Raw genomic sequence first — 22,880 nt, forward strand, 5'->3', positions numbered from 1 at the left:
AGCTCTAGCAATTGATTGAGAATCGAAAAAGCGAGCAAACTCTAATCGCTTTGCATCCTGCCAAGCATAAGTGAAACATAGTCTGGAAGAGACGTATTGATGTCAAGCGAGATAAGTAAGTAACAGGTAAATTTATGACTCTTCCCTCATCAACCTAACAAATTGTGTTCAAGATGATAAGGAGCTGAGCAACAAGGTTTTAGAGTTGTAAGAATTTGATGATTTTTTCTGGATAGCGTTCGAAGTCGACAAAACTATGATCACCACCTGATTCTACGGTCTGTTTTGCTCCAACAAACTTGCTCACCGCTTGCCGGTAATCGAGTACTTCATCTTCTTCTTGCTGAAGTAACCAAAAATCAGACGGGTCACGAATCGTCGGCGTATCAAGAGCGATCAGTTCATCGATATGCTGCTCTTCCAGCATATACGTTTCATTCGTGTAGGGGTTAACTTGTTCACCCAAGTAATCAGCCAACAACTCATAAGGTTTCACCGCAGGGTTGACCACCACGGCTCGAAAGCCAAACTGGTTGTTCAGCCACATAGACATGTACCCACCTAGGGAGCTGCCGACCAAACCAATACGGTAATCCTCTTTATGCTGTTCAACAATGTCGAGCAACAAGTTCGCAGCAAGCTCTGGAAAACAAGGCAATTGAGGAACCAACATTTTAATATCAGGCCGGTACTGCTCACAGTACGCTTTCATCACATTCGCTTTGTGTGAAAGTGGTGAGCTGTTAAAACCATGAACATATAGAAGTAGTGATGGCTTCATACGATCCTCTTAATATCCGGCAGAGCTGAAATCAGGTTGAAAGCATCCTGCAGGAAGACGCTTTACGTAAGTCTCTAATTGCCCATCGGCTTTAAGCACAAGCTCTCGCCAACCTGGTGAGGTGGTGTCCAACGCAAAGTCATCCGAGTTAGGTTTAAACTGAACGCAAGTCGAGGGCGTTGCCATGACGCGAACACCGTGATGCATCACATTCATATCTTGGTGTACATGACCACATAACACAGCACTGACGTTATTGTGCTTTTGCACCACTTGCCAAAAATCATCCGCGTCTTTAAGTGTGTGCTGATCTAGCCAAGCACTACCCACCAAAATTGGGTGATGGTGAAGCAAAACGAGAGTGTGACGATCGGCATACTGCGCGAGTTTTTCATCCAGTAAAGCCAACTGCTTATCGCTCAGTCGGCCATGCGGCACACCAACAACCTGAGAATCTAGCAGGATCATCTGCCAATGTTCGCCCAGCAAAACATGGTCGACCTGCTGAATTTGTGGCGATGGGATCACCGACGTCATATTCGGTTTATAGTCATGATTGCCAGGCAACCAAAAACAGGGTTTCAGCAATGGCTCAATGCCACGCTCAAAGCATTGATAAGACGCTTCACTATGATCCTGAGAGATATCGCCCGTCGCTAAAAGAGCATCAAAACGACATTCTTGCTCGACAATTGCATTGACGACGGCTTTAAAACTCTCACCAGTGTTGACACTTAATAAGCTGCCATCTGTTGCTTCGAACAGATGGGTGTCTGTAATTTGGAGCAGCTTAATGCTGCTATCTGATGAGTTTGACGTAACTTTCAAAATTTCAAACCTAAATATTGATCGGTGTCCGGCTGATACCATGCCGCAGACAAAATGTTAACCAATCGCCTAAAAAACGATTCAATTGTGCTTTTTCATCTTGTTGAACCATCTTGTCATTTGGGTATTCGTAACGTGCATTGACACGTCGTAAGTGCTCACATTCCGAGACTTCTGCTACGCGAGCATCGTGGTAGAGCCTGACAGACATTCTCGGCAATGGAAATACTGGAACGTCATCGCTTTGACAAATATCGACCAAAGTTGTGTACTTTGTGACTTCGCCCACTTGAATTTGATACGTCATATTAGCAGCTTGATAACAGCGAACGTCGCCAACACTCGCGTTACTCGGAATGAGTGCGTTGAGTTTGGCATAATTGGTTTCATAGGTGCGCATCAGCTCTGATAAATCAACATGATACGGCTTTTTAACTGCTACTTGTGCCATTCGCTTCTTAAACGTTGGTGGTTCAGTTGTAACCATTGCAGCGCAATGATCGAAGCACCATTTTCAAACTTACCATTTGTTACCCACTCATAAGCCTCTTCACGACTAATGACATGGACGCGTATATCTTCACCCTCATAGTCTAAACCATGAACGCCATGTGCGGTTGTTGCGTCAACCTTTCCAACGTAAACATCGAGCATTTCAGAGCAACCACCTGAAGATGGGTAGTAAGACGTCACTTTCTCTAACAAGGTGACGTCAATCCCTGCCTCTTCAACCGCCTCACGACGAACGACATCTTCCGCCGTTTCTCCATGGTCAATGATCCCTGCGACTATCTCCATCTGCCATGGTGATGGATGCTCTAATGCTCCAACACGAATTTGCTCAATGATAACGACCTGGTCTGTAATCGGGTCGTAAGGCAGCATGGCCGCTGCATGGCCGCGCTCAAACATCTCGCGCTCAAGTGGCTGACTCCACCCCCCTTCGAACAGCTTATGTCGAAAGCGGTATTTGACCATGCTAAAGAAACCCTTGAACAGTGTCTCTTTTGAGATTATTTCCACATCTTGGGGTGTAAACTCCCCGTGTCGCTTTTCAGATGGTTGCATTTGGCACCTCGCTGAGTGAATCTTATAGTTTACTCAGACAAAAGCTTAACTTCCAAGGACATGGCTCAACTTTTTATATAATTTTTATATTCTGAGTTAAATTGAATAATAAAATATATTGCACAAGTGGATAGTTAAGTGTAAAAATTTGCAAAGTTTTGCATGAATTAACATCAGTATGGGTTAAACTCTTGACGAGTAACCCTTTTCATCTTTTGGCAGGAATAGGACCTATGAAGAAACTGCTTCCACTATTTATCAGTGCAGCTCTAGGAAGTATGAGCACCAGTGCTTTTGCTGATACGCTCGCTGAAATCTACAACCAAGCGAAAGAAAACGATCCAACACTCCTCAGTGCGGCTGCTCAACGCGATGCAGCTTTCGAAGCAGTAACTTCTAGTCGCTCGACGCTACTCCCTCAAATTTCATTAAAAGCGAGCTACGACATTAATCGTGGTGAACAAGACTTGAATTCGGGCGGTAAGGTGGACACCGATAGCAATCAATTCGGCGCGTCTATTGGCTTTAGTCAAGAGCTTTACAAGCGTTCAAGCTGGGTAACACTCGACATCGCAGAGAAAACAGCACGCCAAGCGGATGCCTCTTATGCTGCAGTTCAACAAGCGTTAATTCTTCGTGTCGCACAAGCCTATTTTGACGTTTTACGAGCACAAGACAATCTAGAGTTTGTTCAAGCAGAAAAAGCAGCCGTAGGTCGCCAGCTTGAACAGACCAAACAGCGTTTTGAAGTTGGCCTTTCTGCAATTACCGACGTACATGATGCGCAAGCTCAGTACGATGCAGTACTTGCTGATGAAGTACTGGCAGAAAACAGCTTGATTAATAGCTATGAAGGGCTACGAGAAATTACTGGTCAAGAACACGCGCAACTCGACGTGTTGGACACGAAGCGTTTTTCTGCAAGCCGCAATTCAACGCCAATTACTCAGTTGATTGAAGAAGCACAAGAGAAAAACCTAAGTTTGCTCTCTTCTCGTATCGCTCAAGATGTTGCCAAAGACAAGATTTCTCTTGCGAGCTCAGGCCACTTGCCATCTCTGACGCTTGATGGTGGCTATTCACTATCCGATGTGTCAAATAGCAGTAACGATTACGACGCCGGCAACTTCAACGTAGGCATCAACCTAGAAGTCCCGCTCTACACGGGTGGTAATATTAGCTCTCAAACTAAGCAAGCTGAGTACAGCTATGTTGCGGCGAGCCAAGATCTAGAAGCTCAATACCGCAGTGTCGTCAAAGATGTTCGCGCGTTTAACAATAACATCAGTGCATCAATCGGTGCTCTGCGTGCATACGAGCAAACTGTTGTATCAGCAGAATCGGCGCTTGAAGCAACTGAAGCCGGTTTCGATGTAGGCACACGTACTATCGTAGACGTATTAGATTCAACTCGTCGTTTGTATGATGCCAATAAAAACCTGTCGAACGCTCGCTACGATTACATCCTCAGCGAACTGCAGCTTCGCCAGGCGATTGGCACACTCAGCGAACAAGACATTATGGATATCAACGCAGGTCTACGTACCGCGAAGAAATAATCTCAAACCATAGTAAAAGAGCAGGCATCTGATGTGCCTGCTCTTTTTGTTTGAACGAAGCCTTCTGCTTCTAGTAAACGGTATCAATCACCACACCCGTTTCTACAAGCCACTCTATTTTATCATCAACACGAACTTGCAAAGCAACATCAACTGGTTTCTCAGCATCTAGCTCAAACTGCCATACAAACGCCAACTCCCATTGATTCTGGTTGTGAGTACGTAAATCCAGTAAGTCGCCATCAATTTGCCAACTTTCATCACCCTGCTTGATTGATAGTGATTCAACCACCAGCTGGGCAGGCAGCACTTTATCTGACTCTAAATAGAGCGCACCATGCAGTGTACTGTCCTGAACCGAACCTATCGTCGGCATTTTATTTACCCAAAGATTACTTTTAAGCGCGATGTTCGTTTGAGCCACTTCAATCGTGTTCGTTTGTTCCCAAACAACAGGTTCATTTGCACATCCTGCCAATAGCGCTGCACTTAGCGACAGCAAAGCGAATTTATTCATCTTATTTTCCTTGTTGCTGAGTTTGATTACCTAACCACTCTTTGAGTACCTCTATGTCGCTGAGGTATTCGTTTTTCATCTCTTCAACCCAATCGTCGATGTTTTCCCACCAAGCAGGTAAATCGGGCGATTGCGCTTTTTGCGCGATTTGCTGGATATGCTTCAAGCCTATTGAACCCGCTGCACCTTTTATTTTGTGCGCTTCAGAGACAATCCCCTCTTGGTGTTTCGCCGTCATATTGGAGTCCAACAGTTCCAAGTAACCTGGCATCATCTCTTCAAACATGGTAATGCTATCTAGCACCGGAGTGGCTCCAACAATGCCAACATAAGACTCCAACATATCGAGATCCAGCAGACGAGAGTAAATCTCACTGGTTTCCGAAGACTCTTCCTCTACGCTCTTGGAGGTGGCTTCAACGACTTGCTCTGGCTGTTGGGTAAATTTGGCGATCACATTGTGCACGTCAGTCACCGACAATGGTTTGCTGATCGCATCATCCATACCTTTTTCGAGATATTCCGTTTTATTCTTCAATACGTTTGCCGTCAGAGCCACGAGAGGTGGAAGGTCTTTGTATGTTTTGCGAAAGAAGTCGGCAACATCGAACCCTGTCATATCAGGCAGCTGAATATCTAAAAACGCAAGGTCGTAGATCTCCGGATCGAACATTTCAATTGCATCTTGACCTGTCATGGCGACCGACACTTCATGTCCCATACTCTCAAGTAAGGAGCGAGCAACCGTGATGTTAAGCTCGATGTCTTCAACCATGAAAATATTCAGCTCAGGTTGCGTTGCAGGCGGTTCAAGAACTGACTCTTGTTCTGCCGCCAATGGGACACGAATCGTTACCGTGAAAGTACTGCCAAATCCTTCTTCACTGGTGACGGTAATATCGCCATCCATCATATTAATGAGCTGCTTCGACACCGCGAGACCAATCCCCGTCCCCACTGCATGAAGGTTATCTTTACCCGATTTAACCTGATAATACATGGCAAAGATTTTTTCGAGCTCTGCTTCTGGAATGCCGATACCACTGTCTTCCACTTCCATGGTGATGGTGGCAAACGCGTCCTCCATCTCAGCGCTTACTGTCATCACAACCCCACCCTCTTTGGTAAATTTCATGGCGTTGCTAATCAAATTCCAAAGCACTTGGCGTAAGCGAGTCGCATCGACTTCAATCTCAGAGGGCAAACTGCTCAATCGCTCGAGATCGAAACGCAGCCCTTTTTGTGTCGCCATCAACGCTGAAATACTTTCGATTTCAGCGACGAAGTTTTCAAAATTCAGTGCGGATGGGTATAGCTCAAGTTTGCGTCTATCAAACTTGTCCATGTCAATGATGTCATTAAAGATATTGCCGAGCGTAATCGCACTCACATTAATGGTTTGCATGTGATGGCGCTGCTCTTCGGTTAATTGGGTATCAAGCAGCATACGACTCAAGCCGACAATGCCGTTGAGCGGCGTTCTCAATTCATGGCTGATGGTTGAGATAAAGGTTGTTTTATCTCGACTGGCTTTTTCGAGAGATTCTTCGTGACGTTTGCGCTCGGTGATGTCTCGTCCAAACCCAACAAGACCAAGGTGGCGCCCATCTTTACTGTAGAAAGGCACTTTACGCAGCTCAAAGTAGTTTTTGTGACCATCGGGATATTCAAGCCACTGCTCATAGGTCAACGCCTGATTATCAGAAAAGACTTTTTGGTCTGTATCCACAATTTGCTGAGCGACTTCTTTGCTGTACACGTCCCAAGGTGTCAATCCAACAAGTTGGCTCTCTTTTTTGCCTGTCAGCTCTTCCATTGCGCGGTTACATCCAGAGAACACCCCGTCTGCATTTCGGTAGTAAATTAAGTCCGGCGACGCATCGATAAACGAGCGCAACAATGCCGTGCGTTCTGCCAGTTCAAGCTGAGTGCGTTCACGCTGATACACCTCATTCTCAAGGTCTTTCATTGCCTCTTCACGCGCTTCTTCCGCTTTAATCCGTTCCTCGATCTCTTGATTCAACTTAGCAATGTTTTGCTGCAACTTGATGTTGAGCTCTTGGTCTCGTGAGCGCATGTCTTTGAGCTTCGAGACAAGTTTGGACAACCGTTGACGTGACTCTTCTAGCTGATCAACCACCACAGAAAGAAAGTAAACCGCCCACGGGGTAATCAGCAGACCAAAAAATACCGAGCGAACGATATCGATATCATCAACATGACCGCTCAACACGAGCGTAATACCCACTTGAACAACGACCGCTAAAGCCACTAAAGCTAAAGCGAGTAGAATGGAGAAACGAAGGATGCCCAGCTTTACAAGTAGATCAACGTAATACTGGGCGAGGTTTTTTATCGGCTTCATCAAACGCTCCGAACGGACACAAGGCAAACTATAATCTAATCAATAGATTGAATAGATGAACAATAATAGTACCCGTTTTCCTAGCGTTCCGCGAAAAGATTCCAAAACGGATCGCGGTTAATTATTGGATGTGTGATGCACACAAGTTTGATTGCGACCATTTGCTTTCGCTTGATACAACGCACTGTCTGCCAAGGCGACAATGGTGTCACTGCGATCATGTGGTTGAGGGACAATGGAAACCAAACCAATGCTCGCGGTAACAACCGAAGAGACTTGCGATGCCTTGTGCTCAATGGCTAACTCAATGACGCCTTGGTGGATGCGTTCTGCCACTTTAATGGCTCCTTCCACCGTCGTATTAGGAAGAATAAATCCAAACTCTTCACCACCATATCTTGCAACACAATCACTCGAACGGGGTAAGGCTCGCTCAAAGACCTCAGCGACCTTAATCAACACTTCATCACCACGTAGGTGGCCATAATAGTCGTTAAACCCTTTGAAGTAGTCGATATCACACAGCATGACAGTCAAAGGCTGCTTTTCACGGATATGAATACTCCACAACGTTTTTAACTGTTCATCAAAGCGGCGACGGTTGGATATTTGTGTTAAGCCATCAATAAAGCTCAAGCGCTCAAGTTCTAGGTTCGCCTCTTCCAACCTCTGCTCAGCGAGGTAACGTTCTGAGACATCACGCGCCATGATTAGAACGCCGTTGGTTCCGGAAGCTGGATCTCTAAATGGCGACTTCACTACGTCGTACCACGTGCATTCACCATTACTGCTCACAACGCGGTCGATATAGCGCAGCGATTTGCCTTCATAGAGAACTTTATTGTCAGTCTCAGACAAGCGGCTGTAACTTTCATCCGGAATCACATCTTGCAGACGCTTACCGAGCAAGTCGTCAACGTCCGAAATTCCCAAGGCTTTCACAAATGGTTTGTTGCACGCCTGATAAACCATGTTCTCGTTAAATATGCCGATAGAGTCTGGGGAAGATTCAAGGATATTCTGCAAAATGGTGTCTCTTTGGGCCAAAGCAATTTCCGTATCTTTACGCTTTTCCATTTCATCACGTAGATTACGCTGCATATTGTGCCAGTCGGTAACATCATGGCTGATACCCAACGACCCAACTTTGTCGCCTTCAGGCGAGAGCAACACCGTTTGGTTCGTCTCTAACAAACAACTACGACCATCCGGTGTAGTGGTCCATCTTCGTTTGCTCGCACGCCCTTCAATAATACCGTGGATATCCGCCGCTCCCTCTTCCACTCGGCCTTGCCAAAATCGCTCGAACGCTCGGTTAGCTGCCACTAACTCTCCGTCTATATTCTTGATAAAAACCAATTCAGATAAGTGATCAAAAGCGCTTTTGTACATGCGAAGAGACTGCAGTTCTTCTAATTTTTCATGAGATGTCGACTGGTGGGTAATTAAGCTGACAAACCAAACCGAGCGACCTCGGAAAGTGGTTTGTTTTCCGCAGACATCCAGTTTAACTTTCGTGTGTTGTGAGATGCTCCACTCGATCATATACGCTTGGTTGTTACTGTCGCTGCCAAGCCCATCAATTAACGATCGTAGTTCCTGCTGGGTTTCATTCTGTGGGAGAAAGTAAGACTTACCGATTTTGCGAATCCCAAGCAGTTGCTTGGCTAGCGAGTTGGCCATGACAAGTTGTGCGTTTTCTGCGTCAATCAAAATCGCAGCGGTGGGCGTTTGCAAAATCAATTGTTCAAGCTGACGCTGAAAACGAGTGTAAACGGACCAAAGAATAGAGATCGAGACGATAATAACTATGAAATCAACGCCATGACCTTGAGAGGTTTCCCACAACCATACCAACAACTGATCCATCTGATCTCTCATTTCCATTTAATACTTGTTATATAAGGATACTAAGATATCAGCTTCGTGGCAGTTAATCTGCCTTTAATAATGGTTTTGTATATATAAATGGTTGATTTAATAATGAACCTTGCGCACCTTCACGATTCAATTGACGACCAATTTCCGTCATTGCTAACCATCGATTCTCACACCACAAAGGAGCGAGCAATGTTGGTCGTCGTGCCGCAGAGGATACGCGATGGTAAATCACGTTTGGAGGGGTTAGGCGAATCATTTCACTCGCAATGGCGACATACTCATCCAATTCTGGCGCTTGCAAACGGCCCGCTTTCCATGCCTTGGCCATGGTGCTTCCTTCAACAATATGCAATCCGTGAAGCTTAATCCCATCGGTGCCGACCTGAAGCACCTTATCTAAGGTGCTGATATTATCCTCGCGCGATTCCTTAGGTAGACCGACAATCAGGTGAGTACATACCTTAATGCCAAGCGCTCGAGCTCGCTGAGTGATCTCGGCGTAACACTCGAAATCATGGCCTCGGTTGATTCGCTTTAACGTGTCGTTGTTTGCTGTCTGTAGTCCAAGCTCCAACCAAATCTCATACCCCTGCTGAACGTAATCTGATAGCAGTTCCAATACTGCTTCGGGTACGCAATCTGGACGAGTGCCGACACACAAACCGACGATATCGGCGGCTTTAAGGGCTTCCTCATACATGTTCTTAAGAACTTGCACTTCTGCATAAGTGCTTGTGTACGCCTGAAAGTACGCCAGATACTTCTTGGCGCGGCTGATTTCTCCAGCACGATCGGTTAACTGCTCATGGATACTTTTTATTTGAGCGTCTTCGTCTGCAAACGACGCAACATTACAGAAGGTACAGCCTCCTCGACCAATCGAACCATCGCGATTGGGGCAGCTAAATCCACCATGCAGAGTCAGCTTATGGACCTTTTCTCCGTACCGACGTTGGAGATCCTGACCAATGGTATTAACTAACTCATGTAACTGCATGTTTGCCCCTGAAACTAATGATAATAAATATCATTGCGATTTGATGTAATTAAATTACAGTTTTGAAAATATTGAAGTGTGAAATGTATCGCTTTCAAACAGGCAGCAAGTTAAGCAAAGTCAATAAACATGCACAAAACACGTGCCTCAAGCCGAATGTTACGTAAAAGTTAAACATATTATTCATTTAAACTACGAAAAAATTGAGCAACAAAGACGATTTTTGATTGCATTTCGAGCTGACAAAATTGTAGGATACTTTCAGATTTTAGTTTTTTTTGTGTATTTAATTACACAATTAATTACTAAAACGTCGGTATTTCCCCACTCCCACCTATATAAATCACTAAATAGTGATACAAAAAACAGGGAAATCACCAAGGATTGTTTTTCTCGCAATATTTTTCCTGCGAGATACGGAATGGAATCAAAGTCACCAACCTAAGTTGACTTCGAATCATAAAAATAAAGGACAGGACGTAGAACTAGTTTCGACTAGCCAAATTGCGCCTATTTGAACTGGAAGGATGTATCCATGGTAGATAGAGAGCAAAGATCACAAGGTCTTTATACTCCAGAGCTGGAGCATGACGCTTGTGGTATCGGTTTTGTTGCTCACCTAAAAAACCGCAAATCACACGCAGTAGTTACTCAAGCACTTGATATGCTTGCACGAATGGAACACCGTGGCGGCCAAGGTTGTGACCCATGCTCGGGTGACGGTGCTGGTATTTTGCTACAAAAACCTCACGAATTTCTCTTAGAAGAAGCGGTCAAGCTTGGTATTAAGCTGCCTTCTTTTGAGAAGTACGGTGTTGGTGTTGTACTTTTCCCTAAAGATGAACACAAGCGTGCACAGTGTCGCGATATTTTAGAACGCAATGCCCAGCGTCTTGAACTAGACGTTATTGGCTACCGTGTTCTACCAACCGACAACTCGATGATTGGTGCCGATCCACTGAGCACTGAGCCTCAGTTTGAGCACGTGTTTGTTTCTGGTGGTCCTGGTATTACACCGGAAGAATTAGAGCGTAAACTGTATGTCTTACGTAACTACACCGTTCGCGTATGTCTAGAAAGTGTCTCTAACATTGGCGATGACTTCTACATCAACTCAATGTCTTACAAGACAGTAGTGTACAAAGGTCAGCTAACTACTGAGCAAGTACCTCAATACTTCTTAGATCTACAGAATCCAACGATGGTGAGTGCGCTTGCGCTAGTTCACTCTCGTTTCTCTACCAATACATTCCCACGCTGGCGTCTAGCTCAGCCTTTCCGTTACATTGCGCACAACGGTGAAATCAACACAGTTCGCGGTAACCTGAACTGGATGAAAGCCCGTGAAGCAATCATCGAATCTGACTTGTTTACTCAAGCAGAGATCGACATGCTACTGCCTATCTGTCAGGAAGGCGCATCTGATTCATCTAACTTCGACATGGCGCTAGAGCTCCTAGTTCTATCTGGTCGTAGCCTGCCACATGCGTTGATGATGATGATCCCTGAAGCATGGCAAGAAAACAAAAACATGGACCCAACTCGTCGTGCGTTCTACCAATACCATGCGAACGTAATGGAACCTTGGGATGGTCCAGCATCGGTATGTTTCACTGACGGTGTTCAAGTAGGCGCCACTCTTGACCGTAACGGTCTGCGCCCTTCTCGCTACACTGTGACCAAAGATGACTTCCTAGTAATGGCTTCAGAGTCTGGTGTTGTTGAGATCGAGCCAGAAAACGTTGAGTTCCGTGGTCGTCTGCAACCAGGTCGTATCTTCGTAGCTGACCTAGAGCAAGGCCGCATCATTTCTGATGAGGAAGTGAAAGATGGCATTGCATCAGCGCAGCCATACGAGAAGTGGGTTGAAGAAAACCTACTAAGCCTGAATAAACTGCCAGATGCGAGTAACGAATTCAGCCAGCCTTCACCAGAGAAGCTACTGCACAAGCAGCAGGCATTCGGTGTCAGCTCGGAAGAAGTGAACGAAATCATTGTACCTATGGCAAAAGACGGCAAAGAACCACTTTCTGCAATGGGTGCCGACTGGCCGCTAGCGATTCTTTCGCACCAGTCACAACATCTATCAAACTACTTTAAGCAGCTGTTTGCTCAGGTAACCAACCCGCCAATCGACCCGATTCGTGAGCGTATGGTTATGTCGCTGAACACTTACCTAGGTAAGGATCAGAACCTTCTTGCTGAGTCTCCAGAACACTGTCAAAAAGTAGAGCTTGAGTCGCCGGTTCTTTCTAACTCTGAGCTTGAGAAACTGCGTGCTATCGATAACGAACACCTGCAAGCGAAGACGCTAGACATCGTATTCCAAGCAAGCGAAGACGAAGGCAAACTAGAACGTGCCCTTAAGCGTATCTGCCAGTATGCCGAAGACGCAGTGATCGATGGTTACTCAATCATCCTACTGACTGACCGTGCAGTTAACTCTAACCACGCCGCTATCCCAGCAATGTTGGCGGTTGGCGCAGTTCACCACCACCTAATCCGTAAGGGTCTACGTGCCAAGTGTGACATCGTGGTAGAGACCGGTGATGCTCGTGAGACGCACCATTTTGCAACCCTAATCGGTTACGGCGCAAACGCAGTCAACCCATACCTAGTTATCGAAACTATGGTTGAACTGCAGCGCACTAAGAAGCTTGATCCTGAAACCAATATTCGTGACCTGTTCGAGAATTACCGCAAGGCTATCAATGGCGGTCTTCTGAAGATCTTCTCGAAGATGGGGATTTCAACCCTACAGTCTTACCACGGTGCACAGATCTTTGAAGCGCTAGGTATCAGCAAGTCTGTAGTCGACAAATACTTCACGGGTACCGTTTCACGTATCCAAGGTCTAACCATTGATGACATCGCGAAGGAAGTTCTCGTACGTCACCGCATTGGTTTCCCAACTCGTGAAATTCCAGTTCAAGTACTGGATGTGGGTGGTGTTTACCAGTGGAAACAGCGTGGTGAAAAACACCTGTTTAACCCTGAAACTATCTCACTACTACAACAGTCGACGCGCAACAAAGACTATGCTCAGTTCAAACAGTACGCGAAAGCGGTTGATGACCAAGGTGATAACGCAGCAACGCTACGTAGCCAGCTAGACTTTGTTAAGAACCCAGCAGGTTCCATCCCGCTAGAAGAAGTAGAACCAATCGAAAACATCCTTAAGCGTTTCGCAACAGGTGCAATGTCATTCGGTTCTATCTCTTACGAAGCGCACTCAACACTAGCCGTTGCGATGAACCGCATTGGCGCGAAATCGAACTCTGGTGAGGGTGGTGAAGACCCAACGCGTTTCGAGCGTAAAGAAAACGGTGATTGGGAACGCTCTGCGATCAAACAGGTTGCTTCAGGCCGCTTTGGTGTGACGTCTTACTACCTAACTAACGCAGACGAGCTACAAATCAAGATGGCTCAAGGTGCGAAACCAGGTGAAGGTGGTCAGCTACCAGGAGATAAGGTTGATGACTGGATCGGTGCAACGCGTCACTCGACTCCGGGCGTAGGTCTAATCTCGCCACCACCACACCACGATATCTACTCAATCGAAGATTTGGCTCAGCTAATCTACGACTTGAAGAACGCTAACCGCGCTGGCCGTGTCAACGTCAAGCTAGTATCGGAAGCTGGCGTAGGTACGATCGCCTCTGGTGTTGCGAAAGCAAAAGCTGACGTTGTGCTAATCGCTGGTTTCGACGGCGGTACAGGTGCATCACCAATGTCGTCTATCCGTCACACAGGTCTACCTTGGGAGCTAGGTCTAGCGGAAACGCACCAAACGCTTCTAAAGAATGGTCTACGTAACCGTATCGTCGTTCAATCTGATGGTCAGATGAAAACCCCTCGCGACCTCGCTGTGGCAACACTACTTGGCGCTGAAGAGTGGGGCGTGGCAACAGCTGCATTGGTTGTTGAAGGCTGTATCATGATGCGTAAGTGTCATAAGAACACCTGTCCTGTTGGTATCGCAACGCAGAATAAGACGCTACGTGAGCGCTTCGATGGCCGCGTAGAAGACGTTGTTACTTTCTTCCAGTACATGGCTGAAGGTCTACGTGAAGTGATGGCTGAGCTAGGTTACCGCACTATCGATGAGATGGTAGGTCAGTCTCACAAACTGAAAGTTCGTGAAGACATCAAACACTGGAAATACAAGAACCTCGATCTGTCTCCTGTCCTTCATATTGAACAGGCTCGTGAAGACGATGGCGTTTACAACCAGACAGAGCAAAACCATAACCTAGAAGACGTTCTCGACCGTAAGTTGATTCAAGCGGCTATCCCAGCACTTGAGAAAGGTGAAGCAGTCAACGCTGAGTTCCCAATCATCAACACCGACCGCTCTGCGGGTACCATGCTATCGAACGAAATTTCTAAGGTTTACAAAGACCAAGGTCTGCCTCAGCCAATGAACGTCAAGTTCACAGGTTCTGCTGGCCAATCATTCGGTGCTTTCCTTGCTAAGGGCGTGAAGTTCGAAGTCGAAGGTGACGCTAACGACTACTGGGGTAAAGGTCTGTCTGGCGGTACGCTAGTGCTTTACCCAGATGCGAAATCAACCATTGTTGCTGAAGATAACATCGTCGTTGGTAACGTGTGTTTCTACGGTGCAACGTCAGGTGAATCTTACATTCGTGGCATGGCGGGTGAACGTTTCTGTGTACGTAACTCGGGTGCGAAAGTCGTTGTAGAGGGTGTGGGTGACCACGGTTGTGAATACATGACAGGTGGTGTTGCCGTAATCCTTGGCTCAACAGGTCGTAACTTTGCGGCGGGTATGAGTGGCGGTGTGGCGTATGTTTGGGACAAGTCTGGTGACTTTGAAACCAAGCTCAACCCTGAACTGGTCGACCTCGATCCAATCGAAGCAGAAGATCGTGAACTACTGAAAGAGATGCTAACCAAGCAAGTTGAATTCACAGGAAGTGAAGTCGCTAAGTCTTTCCTAGACAATTTTGAAGCAAGCTTAGCCTCTATGGTTAAGGTTATGCCGCGTGACTACAAAGCGGTACTTCAAAAGCGTAAGGCAGAAGCAGAGCAAGCACAAACGGAACAAGTGGAGGCAGTATAATGGGTAAGCCTACTGGATTTTTAGAACATGGTCGCGAGCTTCCTCAGAAGATCGATCCATCCGTTCGTATTGAAAACAACAAAGAATTCGTTCTGAACGAAGAGTTTGGTGACAAGATCAATACTCAGGCTTCTCGTTGTATGGACTGTGGCGTACCTTTCTGTCACAACGGTTGTCCGATTGGTAACATCATTCCTGAGTTCAACGACGCGGTTTACCGTGACAGTTGGGAAGAAGCGTGGAACATCTTAAGTTCAACCAACAACTTCCCAGAGTTCACAGGTCGCGTTTGTCCTGCTCCATGTGAAAGTGCGTGTGTGCTAGGTATCAACCAAGACCCAATCACTATCTGTAACATCGAGAAAACGATTGTCGAAACTGCGTACCGTGAAGGGTACGCAAAACCTAAAACACCTCGCTCTCGCACAGGTAAAACGGTTGCAATCATCGGCAGCGGCCCGGCAGGTCTGGCAGCTGCTGAGCAGCTAAACAGCGCTGGTCACTCTGTGACTGTGTTTGAACGTGACGAAAAGGTCGGTGGTCTACTGCGTTTCGGTATTCCTGACTTCAAACTGGGTATGGACGTAATTGATCGTAAGATCAACCTGATGGCTGAAGCGGGTGTTGAGTTCAAAGTGAATCAACACATCGGTGTGGATGTAAATGCTCAGCAACTACGCCAAGAGTTTGATGTGGTACTTCTGACTGGCGGCTCAACGGTTCCACGTGACCTTCCTGTACCAGGACGTGAGCTAAAAGGCGTTCACTTCGCAATGGAATTCCTAGGTCAAAATAACCGCCGCGCAAACAACATGGACCTTAAAACTGAAGAGATTCATGCTAAAGGTAAACATGTTGTGGTTATCGGTGGTGGCGATACGGGTTCTGACTGTGTGGGTACATCAAACCGCCACAAGGCAGCAAGCGTAACTCAAGTAGAAATCATGCCGATTCCACCAGAGAAGCGCCCTGCAAATATGCCTTGGCCTCAGTACCCGATGATTCTGCGCACATCAACTTCGCACGAAGAAGGTGTCGATCGTCATTGGAACATTCTGACCAAAGAGTTCATCGGTAACGACAAAGGTGAAGTGACAGGTCTGCGTCTTGCTGACATCGTATGGGAAGATGCAAAACCAGGTGAGCGTCCAAGCTTCAAAGAAGTTGAAGGCAGCGAACGTGTCATTCCTTGTGATATGGCATTTCTAGCAATGGGCTTTTTGCACCCTGAGCCAACCGGTGTCCTTGCTCAGCTAGATATCAAACTTGATGAGCGTGGTAATGTGGCGACTGATGGTTTCGCAACTAACCAAAAAGGTGTCTTTGCAGCAGGTGATATGCGGACGGGTCAATCCTTGGTCGTACGCTGTATCAACGAAGGCCGTGAGTGTGCCATTGCGATCGACAACTACCTCATGGGCAACTCTAATTTAGAGGCAAAAGCCAACTCGCTGATGCTATCAGCATAAGTAAAACCACCTAGTGACGCGTTTTAGTAGATGCTAGGTGGTCTTAATTAAACAATCATTCCTTCCAAACTTTATGATTTGACCAGTACATTGTGCTGGTCTTTTTTATTTTCCCCAAACAGATCTTGTTGCAAAATTGTAACAATTAAAACCTTAACCTCCTGAATTATATAGATAATTACAGCGTATTACGTGGTAAATCGCACATTGACATGATTTTCCACCAGGAACTTGACCTTTTTCATAATAACCTATACGTTGTGAAGTCGATGAAAATGAATTCCTCAACTTTTGTTAAATACTCTATAGGCATTTAACGCATATCTATTCGATATATAACAATTAGAACGCATAGTTAGTCATATATACCAACCCTTTAAATGTTGGTAGTTCTGTCGGGAAGACAGGTGAAGCAAAGGGAGAATTGCAATGGCTCTATATGATCCAAGTCTTGAGAAAGACAACTGCGGATTTGGCTTGATTGCACACATGGAAGGTGAACCAAGCCATAAATTGGTGCGTACCGCGATTTCAGCACTAGACCGAATGACTCACCGCGGCGGTATTGCCGCAGATGGTAAAACCGGTGATGGCTGTGGCCTATTGCTACAAAAGCCGGACTCTTACCTACGTTTAATCGCGAAAGAAAGTGGCTTTAACCTTGGCAAACAATATGCCGTAGGTATGATTTTCTTCAACCAAGATTCGGCTAAAGCTCAATTAGCCAAAGATGTTATAAACCAAGAACTTGCCCGTGAAACCCTTACAGTTGCAGGTTGGCGAGAAGTCCCAACCAACTCAGCAGTATTAGGCCCAATTGCCGCAGATTCACTGCCAAACATTCAGCAAGTCTTTATCTCGGCTCCAGCGGGCTGGCGCGAGCGAGATATCGAGCGCCGCCTTTATATTGCCCGTCGACGTATTGAAAAACAGATCACAGATGATAGTGACTTCTATATTTGTAGTTTGTCGACCCAAGTCATGGTCTACAAAGGCTTATGTATGCCCGCCGACCTTCCGCGCTTCTACTTAGATCTAGCCGATCTTCGTATGGAGTCAGCGATCTGTTTGTTCCACCAGCGTTTTTCAACAAACACTCAGCCACGTTGGCCTCTCGCTCAGCCATTCCGTTATCTGGCGCACAACGGAGAGATCAACACCATCGAGGGCAACCGCCAATGGGCCCGTGCACGCGCATACAAGTTTTCTTCACCGCTACTACCAGACTTACAAACAGCAGCGCCATTTGTGAATGAAACAGGTTCGGACTCTTCCAGCTTAGATAATATGCTGGATCTGTTCTTGGCTGGCGGCATGGATATCTTCCGCGCAATGCGAATGTTGGTTCCGCCAGCATGGCAAAATCACCCAGATATGGACCCAGATCTGCGCGCCTTCTACGACTTTAACTCCAAACATATGGAACCGTGGGACGGCCCTGCTGGGATTGTTCTATCTGATGGTCGCTACGCAGCGTGTAACCTAGACCGTAACGGTCTGCGTCCTGCTCGCTATGTGATTACCAAAGACAAGTTAATTACTCTCGCTTCTGAGGTGGGTATTTGGGATTACGCGCCAGATGAAGTTGCCGAAAAAGGCCGCGTAGGTCCTGGGGAACTACTCGTTGTCGATACTCGCCGCGGTAAACTGTGGCAATCGAGCGAAATTGATAACGATTTAAAAGGTCGCCACCCATATCGAGAATGGATGGAAAACAATGTCCATAAACTCACCCCATTTTCCGATTTGCCGGATGATCAAGTTGGCGAGCGTAGCTTCGATGACGACCAACTGAAAACGTATCAAAAACAGTTTGCAATGAGCAATGAAGAAGTTGATCAAGTGCTACGTGTTCTAGGTGATATGGGCCAAGAAGCGGTAGGTTCAATGGGGGATGATACGCCAATGGCCGTACTCTCTTCAAAAGAGCGTTTGATCACTGATTATTTCCGCCAAAAGTTTGCTCAGGTCACTAACCCGCCAATCGACCCACTGCGTGAAAAGCATGTAATGTCGCTTGCAACCAGTATCGGCCAAGAGATGAATGTCTTCTGTGAAACCGATGGTCACGCTCACCGAGTTACCTTTGGTTCACCCGTTCTACTCTACTCTGATATGCAGCAACTGCTTGAGCTCAATGACGAGTACTACCGCAGTACCACAATTGATATCAATTACGATCCGGAAGAAAAAGGGTTAGAAAAAGCGATCCAAGATCTGTGTGAGCAAGCCGTTGACGCCGTCAAAGATGGAACCGTACTTGTCATACTCTCGGACAGAAACTTGACCAAAGGCTTGCTCCCCATTCCGGCAGCGATGGCAGTGGGCGCGGTACAAAGTCGCCTAATTGATGCAAACTTGCGCTGTGATGCAAACATCATCGCCGAAACAGGCACTGTCCGAGATCCTCACCAATTTGCGGTTCTACTAGGGTTTGGTGCTACGGCAGTCTACCCGTACCTTGCTTATGAAGCACTTGGCAAAGTGATCGACGATGGCGCAATTGATAAAAGCTACCGAGAGGTGATGCAGAACTACCAATACGGTATCAATAAAGGTCTGTTCAAAATCATGTCGAAAATGGGCATTTCGACGGTAGCCTCTTACCGATGCTCGCAACTATTCGAAGCAGTCGGCCTAAGCCAAGACGTTGTTGACCTCTGCTTCAAAGGTGTCACAACACGCATTCAAGGCGCCAACTTCGAAGACTTTGAGCAAGACATCTATAACCTGTCACGCAAAGCATGGGCAAAACGCAAGCCTATCGAGCATGGCGGTTTACTTAAGTATGTGCACGGTGGCGAGTACCATGCCTACAACCCAGACGTCGTCGGTACACTGCAACAAGCAGTAAAATCCGGTGAATCATCAGACTATAAGAGCTTTGCTAAGCAGGTCAATGAACGCCCTACTGCGATGCTGCGGGACTTAATGCAACTGAAAAAGGCTGCCTCTCCTCTTCCACTTGAGAAGATTGAGCCGAGCACAGAATTGTTTAAGCGTTTCGACTCGGCGGCAATGTCGATTGGTGCACTCAGCCCAGAGGCACATGAAGCATTGGCTACGGCGATGAACCGTTTAGGTGGCTACTCGAACTCAGGTGAAGGTGGTGAAGACCCTCGTCGTTTCGGCACCGAGCGTAACTCACGTATTAAGCAGATTGCTTCTGGCCGCTTTGGTGTTACGCCACACTACCTAACCAATGCCGATGTGCTGCAAATTAAAGTGGCACAAGGTGCAAAACCAGGTGAAGGTGGCCAGCTACCGGGCCATAAAGTAACAGCAGAAATCGCTAAACTTCGATACTCAGTGCAAGGCGTGACACTAATTTCGCCGCCACCACACCACGATATTTACTCAATTGAAGACTTGGCCCAGCTGATCTTCGATCTGAAGCAGGTCAACCCGAAAGCTCTAATTTCGGTAAAACTGGTCTCTGAGCCAGGCGTCGGTACTATCGCAACAGGTGTAGCCAAAGCTTATGCCGACCTTATCACCATCTCTGGCTATGACGGTGGTACCGCGGCCAGTCCGCTCACCTCAGTTAAATATGCGGGTAGTCCTTGGGAACTCGGCCTAGCGGAAACTCAACAAGCACTGGTCGCCAATGGCCTACGTCATAAGATTCGCTTGCAAGTCGATGGTGGTCTAAAAACTGGTCTTGATGTTGTCAAAGCCGCTATTCTGGGTGCTGAAAGCTTTGGCTTTGGTACGGCACCCATGGTGGCAATGGGCTGTAAGTTCTTACGTATCTGTCACCTAAATAACTGTGCGACCGGTGTTGCAACCCAAGATGACACTCTACGTAGAGAATACTTCAAAGGCCTACCTGAAATGGTGATGAACTACTTTATCGGCCTTGCTGATGAAGTGCGCGAACTCCTTGCTGAACTGGGCGTAGAAAAGCTCACTGATCTGATTGGCCGTACCGATCTACTAGAAGCGGTAGAAGGGATGACTGCCAAACAGAGTAAACTGGACCTTTCAAATATCTTGGAAGCACCAGTGTCTCCGCAAGGCCACCCTGTTTACTGGACGGAGCCGAATGCACCGTTTGATAAAGCAGAGCTCAACCAACAGATTATTGAAGACGCGCTAGCCGCTGTAGAAGCGAAGCAATCCGCAGACTTCTTCTATAACGTCATCAATACCGACCGTTCAATTGGCGCTCGCCTATCTGGTGAAATTGCCAAGCGTTATGGCAACCAAGGCATGGCTGCCAAACCAATTAAGCTCCACCTTGATGGCACCGCAGGCCAATCTTTCGGTGTATGGAATGCCGGAGGCGTTGAGCTTTATCTAACTGGCGACGCAAACGACTACGTCGGTAAAGGTATGGCTGGTGGCAAGATCGTCATCAAGCCACACCAAGGCACGGCGTTTAAATGTAATGAAGCGACCATCATTGGTAACACCTGTCTATACGGTGCAACCGGAGGTAAGTTATTTGCCGCAGGTACCGCTGGTGAGCGTTTCGGTGTACGTAACTCAGGCACGATTGCCGTAATTGAAGGCGCTGGCGATAACGCGTGTGAGTACATGACCGGTGGTATTGTTGCGATACTTGGTGCAACAGGGGTTAACTTTGGTGCAGGCATGACTGGTGGTTTCGCTTACGTATTGGATAAGAATGATGACTTCCAAGGCCGTGTCAACGAAGAGTCTGTCGAAGCAGTCGCATTATCAGATCTCAATATTCACCAAGAGCATCTACGTGGTCTAATCGCCGAACACCTAGAAGAAACCGGCTCAGCGCATGCTGAAGACATTCTGGCGAACTTTGATGAATGGATTCCAAAGTTCTACCTGGTGAAACCAAAGTCAGCGGATTTAAATACGCTCCTTGGCCACCAAAGTCGCAGCGCTGCAGAATTGCGCGTTCAAGCCCAATAATCATGGAGGATGTATAGATCATGAGCCAGAACGTATACCAATTTATTGATGTTCAACGCGTCGACCCTGCGAAAAAGCCAATTAAGATTCGTAAAATAGAGTTTGTTGAAATCTACGAACCTTTTACCAAACAACAAGCAACGGCCCAAGCGGATCGCTGTTTAGATTGTGGTAACCCTTACTGTGAATGGAAATGCCCAGTTCACAACTATATCCCTCAATGGTTAAAGCTAGCCAATGAAGGTCGAATCATCGAAGCGGCAGAGCTTTCTCACCAAACCAACAGCCTACCTGAAGTCTGCGGACGAGTCTGTCCGCAAGACCGACTGTGTGAGGGCTCTTGTACGCTTAACGACGACTTTGGCGCTGTCACGATCGGTAATATCGAAAAGTACATTACCGATAAAGCATTCGAGATGGGCTGGAAACCAGACATGTCGAAGGTTGAATGGACGGATAAAAAGGTCGCGATCATTGGAGCGGGTCCTGCTGGGTTAGCAGCTGCTGATATCCTTGTCCGCAATGGCGTTAAGCCCGTGGTATTTGATCGCTATCCAGAGATCGGTGGCCTACTCACGTTTGGCATTCCATCATTCAAGCTCGAAAAAGGGGTGATGGAAAACCGCCGTAAAGTCTTTTCCGAAATGGGTGTCGAGTTCCGCCTTAATACTGAAGTCGGTCAAGATATCCAAATGCAGCAACTCATCGATGACTACGATGCGGTCTTCCTTGGCGTTGGAACCTATAAGAATATGCGCGCTGGCCTCGAAAACGAAGATGCGCCGGGTGTCTACGACGCGCTTCCTTTCCTCATTTCCAATACCTATAAAGTGATGGATTTAGAGGACGACAAGCCATTCATTGATATGAAAGGTAAGAAAGTCGTAGTGCTTGGTGGTGGTGATACCGCTATGGACTGTGTTCGTACTTCTATTCGTCAAAATGCTGACCATGTCATCTGTGCTTATCGCCGTGACGAAGCCAATATGCCGGGCTCACGCCGTGAAGTAAAAAATGCCAAAGAGGAAGGGGTTAACTTCATGTTCAACCTTCAACCTCTTGGTCTTGAACTAGATAGTTCAGGTAAGGTGTCAGGCGTGAAAGTGGTGAAAACGGCATTAGGTGAGCCTGATGAAGCGGGACGTCGTCGTCCGCAGCCAGTAGAAGGGAGCGAACACGTTCTTGAAGCAGATGCTGTCATCATGGCATTTGGCTTCCAACCTCATCAAATGAGTTGGTTAGAACCCTACGGCGTAGATCTTGATCAATGGGGGCGAATCAAAGCACCATCCGATCAAGAGTTTATGTTCCAAACGAGCAACAAAAAGATCTTTGCCGGTGGCGATGCCGTTCGCGGCTCTGATCTCGTCGTGACAGCTATCGATGAAGGCCGTAAAGCCGCAGAGGGAATCTTGGACTTCTTAGAGGTTTAAGAAACT

The 22,880-nt window shown here is 46.9% G+C and carries 13 protein-coding genes; 5 read left to right on the plus strand and 8 right to left on the minus strand.

Features of this window, described 5'->3' with window-relative positions; translation table 11 throughout:
* Positions 1-199: 199 nt before the first annotated feature.
* From yqiA to nudF, 4 genes are read right to left on the minus strand one after another with little or no spacing between them, the layout of a single operon-like run.
* Positions 200-781 carry an esterase YqiA gene (gene yqiA, locus ACUALS_RS11515; RefSeq protein WP_454448395.1) on the minus strand — a complete coding sequence of 194 codons (582 nt, stop codon included), beginning with the start codon at positions 779-781 and terminating at the stop codon, positions 200-202.
* A gap of 9 nt (positions 782-790) precedes the next feature.
* Positions 791-1,609, minus strand: a complete 819-nt coding sequence (cpdA, locus tag ACUALS_RS11520; RefSeq protein WP_038139719.1) for a 3',5'-cyclic-AMP phosphodiesterase — start codon at positions 1,607-1,609, stop codon at positions 791-793.
* Between the two features lie 10 nt (positions 1,610-1,619).
* A complete protein-coding gene (locus tag ACUALS_RS11525) occupies positions 1,620-2,060 on the minus strand; it encodes a DUF1249 family protein (protein ID WP_038139721.1) in 441 nt (146 codons plus the stop codon).
* On the minus strand, positions 2,048-2,677 hold the full coding sequence (gene nudF, locus ACUALS_RS11530) for an ADP-ribose diphosphatase (protein WP_038139724.1): 630 nt from the start codon (positions 2,675-2,677) through the stop codon (positions 2,048-2,050). Before nudF ends, ACUALS_RS11525 begins: the two co-directional genes overlap by 13 nt.
* 233 nt (positions 2,678-2,910) lie before the next feature.
* On the opposite strand from nudF, the gene tolC reads away from it, so the two are divergent.
* The gene (gene tolC, locus ACUALS_RS11535; protein ID WP_454448396.1) at positions 2,911-4,236 is read left to right on the plus strand and encodes an outer membrane channel protein TolC; all 1,326 of its coding nucleotides are present in this window, start codon (positions 2,911-2,913) and stop codon (positions 4,234-4,236) included.
* Between the two features lie 70 nt (positions 4,237-4,306).
* Here the strand turns inward: tolC and ACUALS_RS11540 are convergent, their stop codons facing one another.
* The 4 genes from ACUALS_RS11540 to ACUALS_RS11555 all read right to left on the minus strand — a co-directional run bounded on the left by ACUALS_RS11540 (position 4,307) and on the right by ACUALS_RS11555 (position 9,996).
* Positions 4,307-4,753, minus strand: coding sequence for a hypothetical protein (locus ACUALS_RS11540; protein ID WP_454448397.1), 447 nt, complete (start codon positions 4,751-4,753; stop codon positions 4,307-4,309).
* Position 4,754: 1 nt separating this feature from the next.
* The gene (gene arcB / locus ACUALS_RS11545) at positions 4,755-7,118 is read right to left on the minus strand and encodes an aerobic respiration two-component sensor histidine kinase ArcB (RefSeq protein ID WP_454448398.1); all 2,364 of its coding nucleotides are present in this window, start codon (positions 7,116-7,118) and stop codon (positions 4,755-4,757) included.
* A 117-nt stretch (positions 7,119-7,235) separates the two neighbouring features.
* Positions 7,236-8,987 carry a GGDEF domain-containing protein gene (locus ACUALS_RS11550; protein ID WP_038190876.1) on the minus strand — a complete coding sequence of 584 codons (1,752 nt, stop codon included), beginning with the start codon at positions 8,985-8,987 and terminating at the stop codon, positions 7,236-7,238.
* A gap of 64 nt (positions 8,988-9,051) precedes the next feature.
* Positions 9,052-9,996 carry a TIGR01212 family radical SAM protein gene (locus tag ACUALS_RS11555; protein ID WP_454448399.1) on the minus strand — a complete coding sequence of 315 codons (945 nt, stop codon included), beginning with the start codon at positions 9,994-9,996 and terminating at the stop codon, positions 9,052-9,054.
* A 535-nt stretch (positions 9,997-10,531) separates the two neighbouring features.
* Here ACUALS_RS11555 and gltB (ACUALS_RS11560) point away from each other — a divergent pair.
* From gltB (ACUALS_RS11560) to ACUALS_RS11575, 4 genes are all read left to right on the plus strand, one after another.
* Positions 10,532-15,079 carry a glutamate synthase large subunit gene (gltB, locus tag ACUALS_RS11560; RefSeq protein ID WP_038215706.1) on the plus strand — a complete coding sequence of 1,516 codons (4,548 nt, stop codon included), beginning with the start codon at positions 10,532-10,534 and terminating at the stop codon, positions 15,077-15,079.
* On the plus strand, positions 15,079-16,548 hold the full coding sequence (locus tag ACUALS_RS11565) for a glutamate synthase subunit beta (protein ID WP_005472921.1): 1,470 nt from the start codon (positions 15,079-15,081) through the stop codon (positions 16,546-16,548). Before gltB (ACUALS_RS11560) ends, ACUALS_RS11565 begins: the two co-directional genes overlap by 1 nt.
* A 429-nt stretch (positions 16,549-16,977) precedes the next feature.
* Positions 16,978-21,441, plus strand: a complete 4,464-nt coding sequence (gene gltB / locus ACUALS_RS11570; protein ID WP_454448400.1) for a glutamate synthase large subunit — start codon at positions 16,978-16,980, stop codon at positions 21,439-21,441.
* Positions 21,442-21,461: 20 nt separating this feature from the next.
* Positions 21,462-22,874 carry an FAD-dependent oxidoreductase gene (locus ACUALS_RS11575; protein WP_038215710.1) on the plus strand — a complete coding sequence of 471 codons (1,413 nt, stop codon included), beginning with the start codon at positions 21,462-21,464 and terminating at the stop codon, positions 22,872-22,874.
* Positions 22,875-22,880 lie beyond the last annotated feature (6 nt).

The organism is Vibrio sp. NH-7 (assembly GCF_053643215.1).

What these genes read in the sequence shown, in the direction of transcription:
- yqiA (WP_454448395.1), bottom strand. Translation starts at nt 781, where the DNA reads ATGAAGCCATCACTACTTCTATATGTTCATGGTTTTAACAGCTCACCA.
- ACUALS_RS11525 (WP_038139721.1), bottom strand. Translation starts at nt 2,060, where the DNA reads ATGGCACAAGTAGCAGTTAAAAAGCCGTATCATGTTGATTTATCAGAG.
- nudF (WP_038139724.1), bottom strand. Translation starts at nt 2,677, where the DNA reads ATGCAACCATCTGAAAAGCGACACGGGGAGTTTACACCCCAAGATGTG.
- tolC (WP_454448396.1), top strand. Translation starts at nt 2,911, where the DNA reads ATGAAGAAACTGCTTCCACTATTTATCAGTGCAGCTCTAGGAAGTATG.
- ACUALS_RS11540 (WP_454448397.1), bottom strand. Translation starts at nt 4,753, where the DNA reads ATGAATAAATTCGCTTTGCTGTCGCTAAGTGCAGCGCTATTGGCAGGA.
- arcB (WP_454448398.1), bottom strand. Translation starts at nt 7,118, where the DNA reads ATGAAGCCGATAAAAAACCTCGCCCAGTATTACGTTGATCTACTTGTA.
- ACUALS_RS11550 (WP_038190876.1), bottom strand. Translation starts at nt 8,987, where the DNA reads ATGGATCAGTTGTTGGTATGGTTGTGGGAAACCTCTCAAGGTCATGGC.
- ACUALS_RS11555 (WP_454448399.1), bottom strand. Translation starts at nt 9,996, where the DNA reads ATGCAGTTACATGAGTTAGTTAATACCATTGGTCAGGATCTCCAACGT.
- gltB (WP_038215706.1), top strand. Translation starts at nt 10,532, where the DNA reads ATGGTAGATAGAGAGCAAAGATCACAAGGTCTTTATACTCCAGAGCTG.
- ACUALS_RS11565 (WP_005472921.1), top strand. Translation starts at nt 15,079, where the DNA reads ATGGGTAAGCCTACTGGATTTTTAGAACATGGTCGCGAGCTTCCTCAG.
- gltB (WP_454448400.1), top strand. Translation starts at nt 16,978, where the DNA reads ATGGCTCTATATGATCCAAGTCTTGAGAAAGACAACTGCGGATTTGGC.
- ACUALS_RS11575 (WP_038215710.1), top strand. Translation starts at nt 21,462, where the DNA reads ATGAGCCAGAACGTATACCAATTTATTGATGTTCAACGCGTCGACCCT.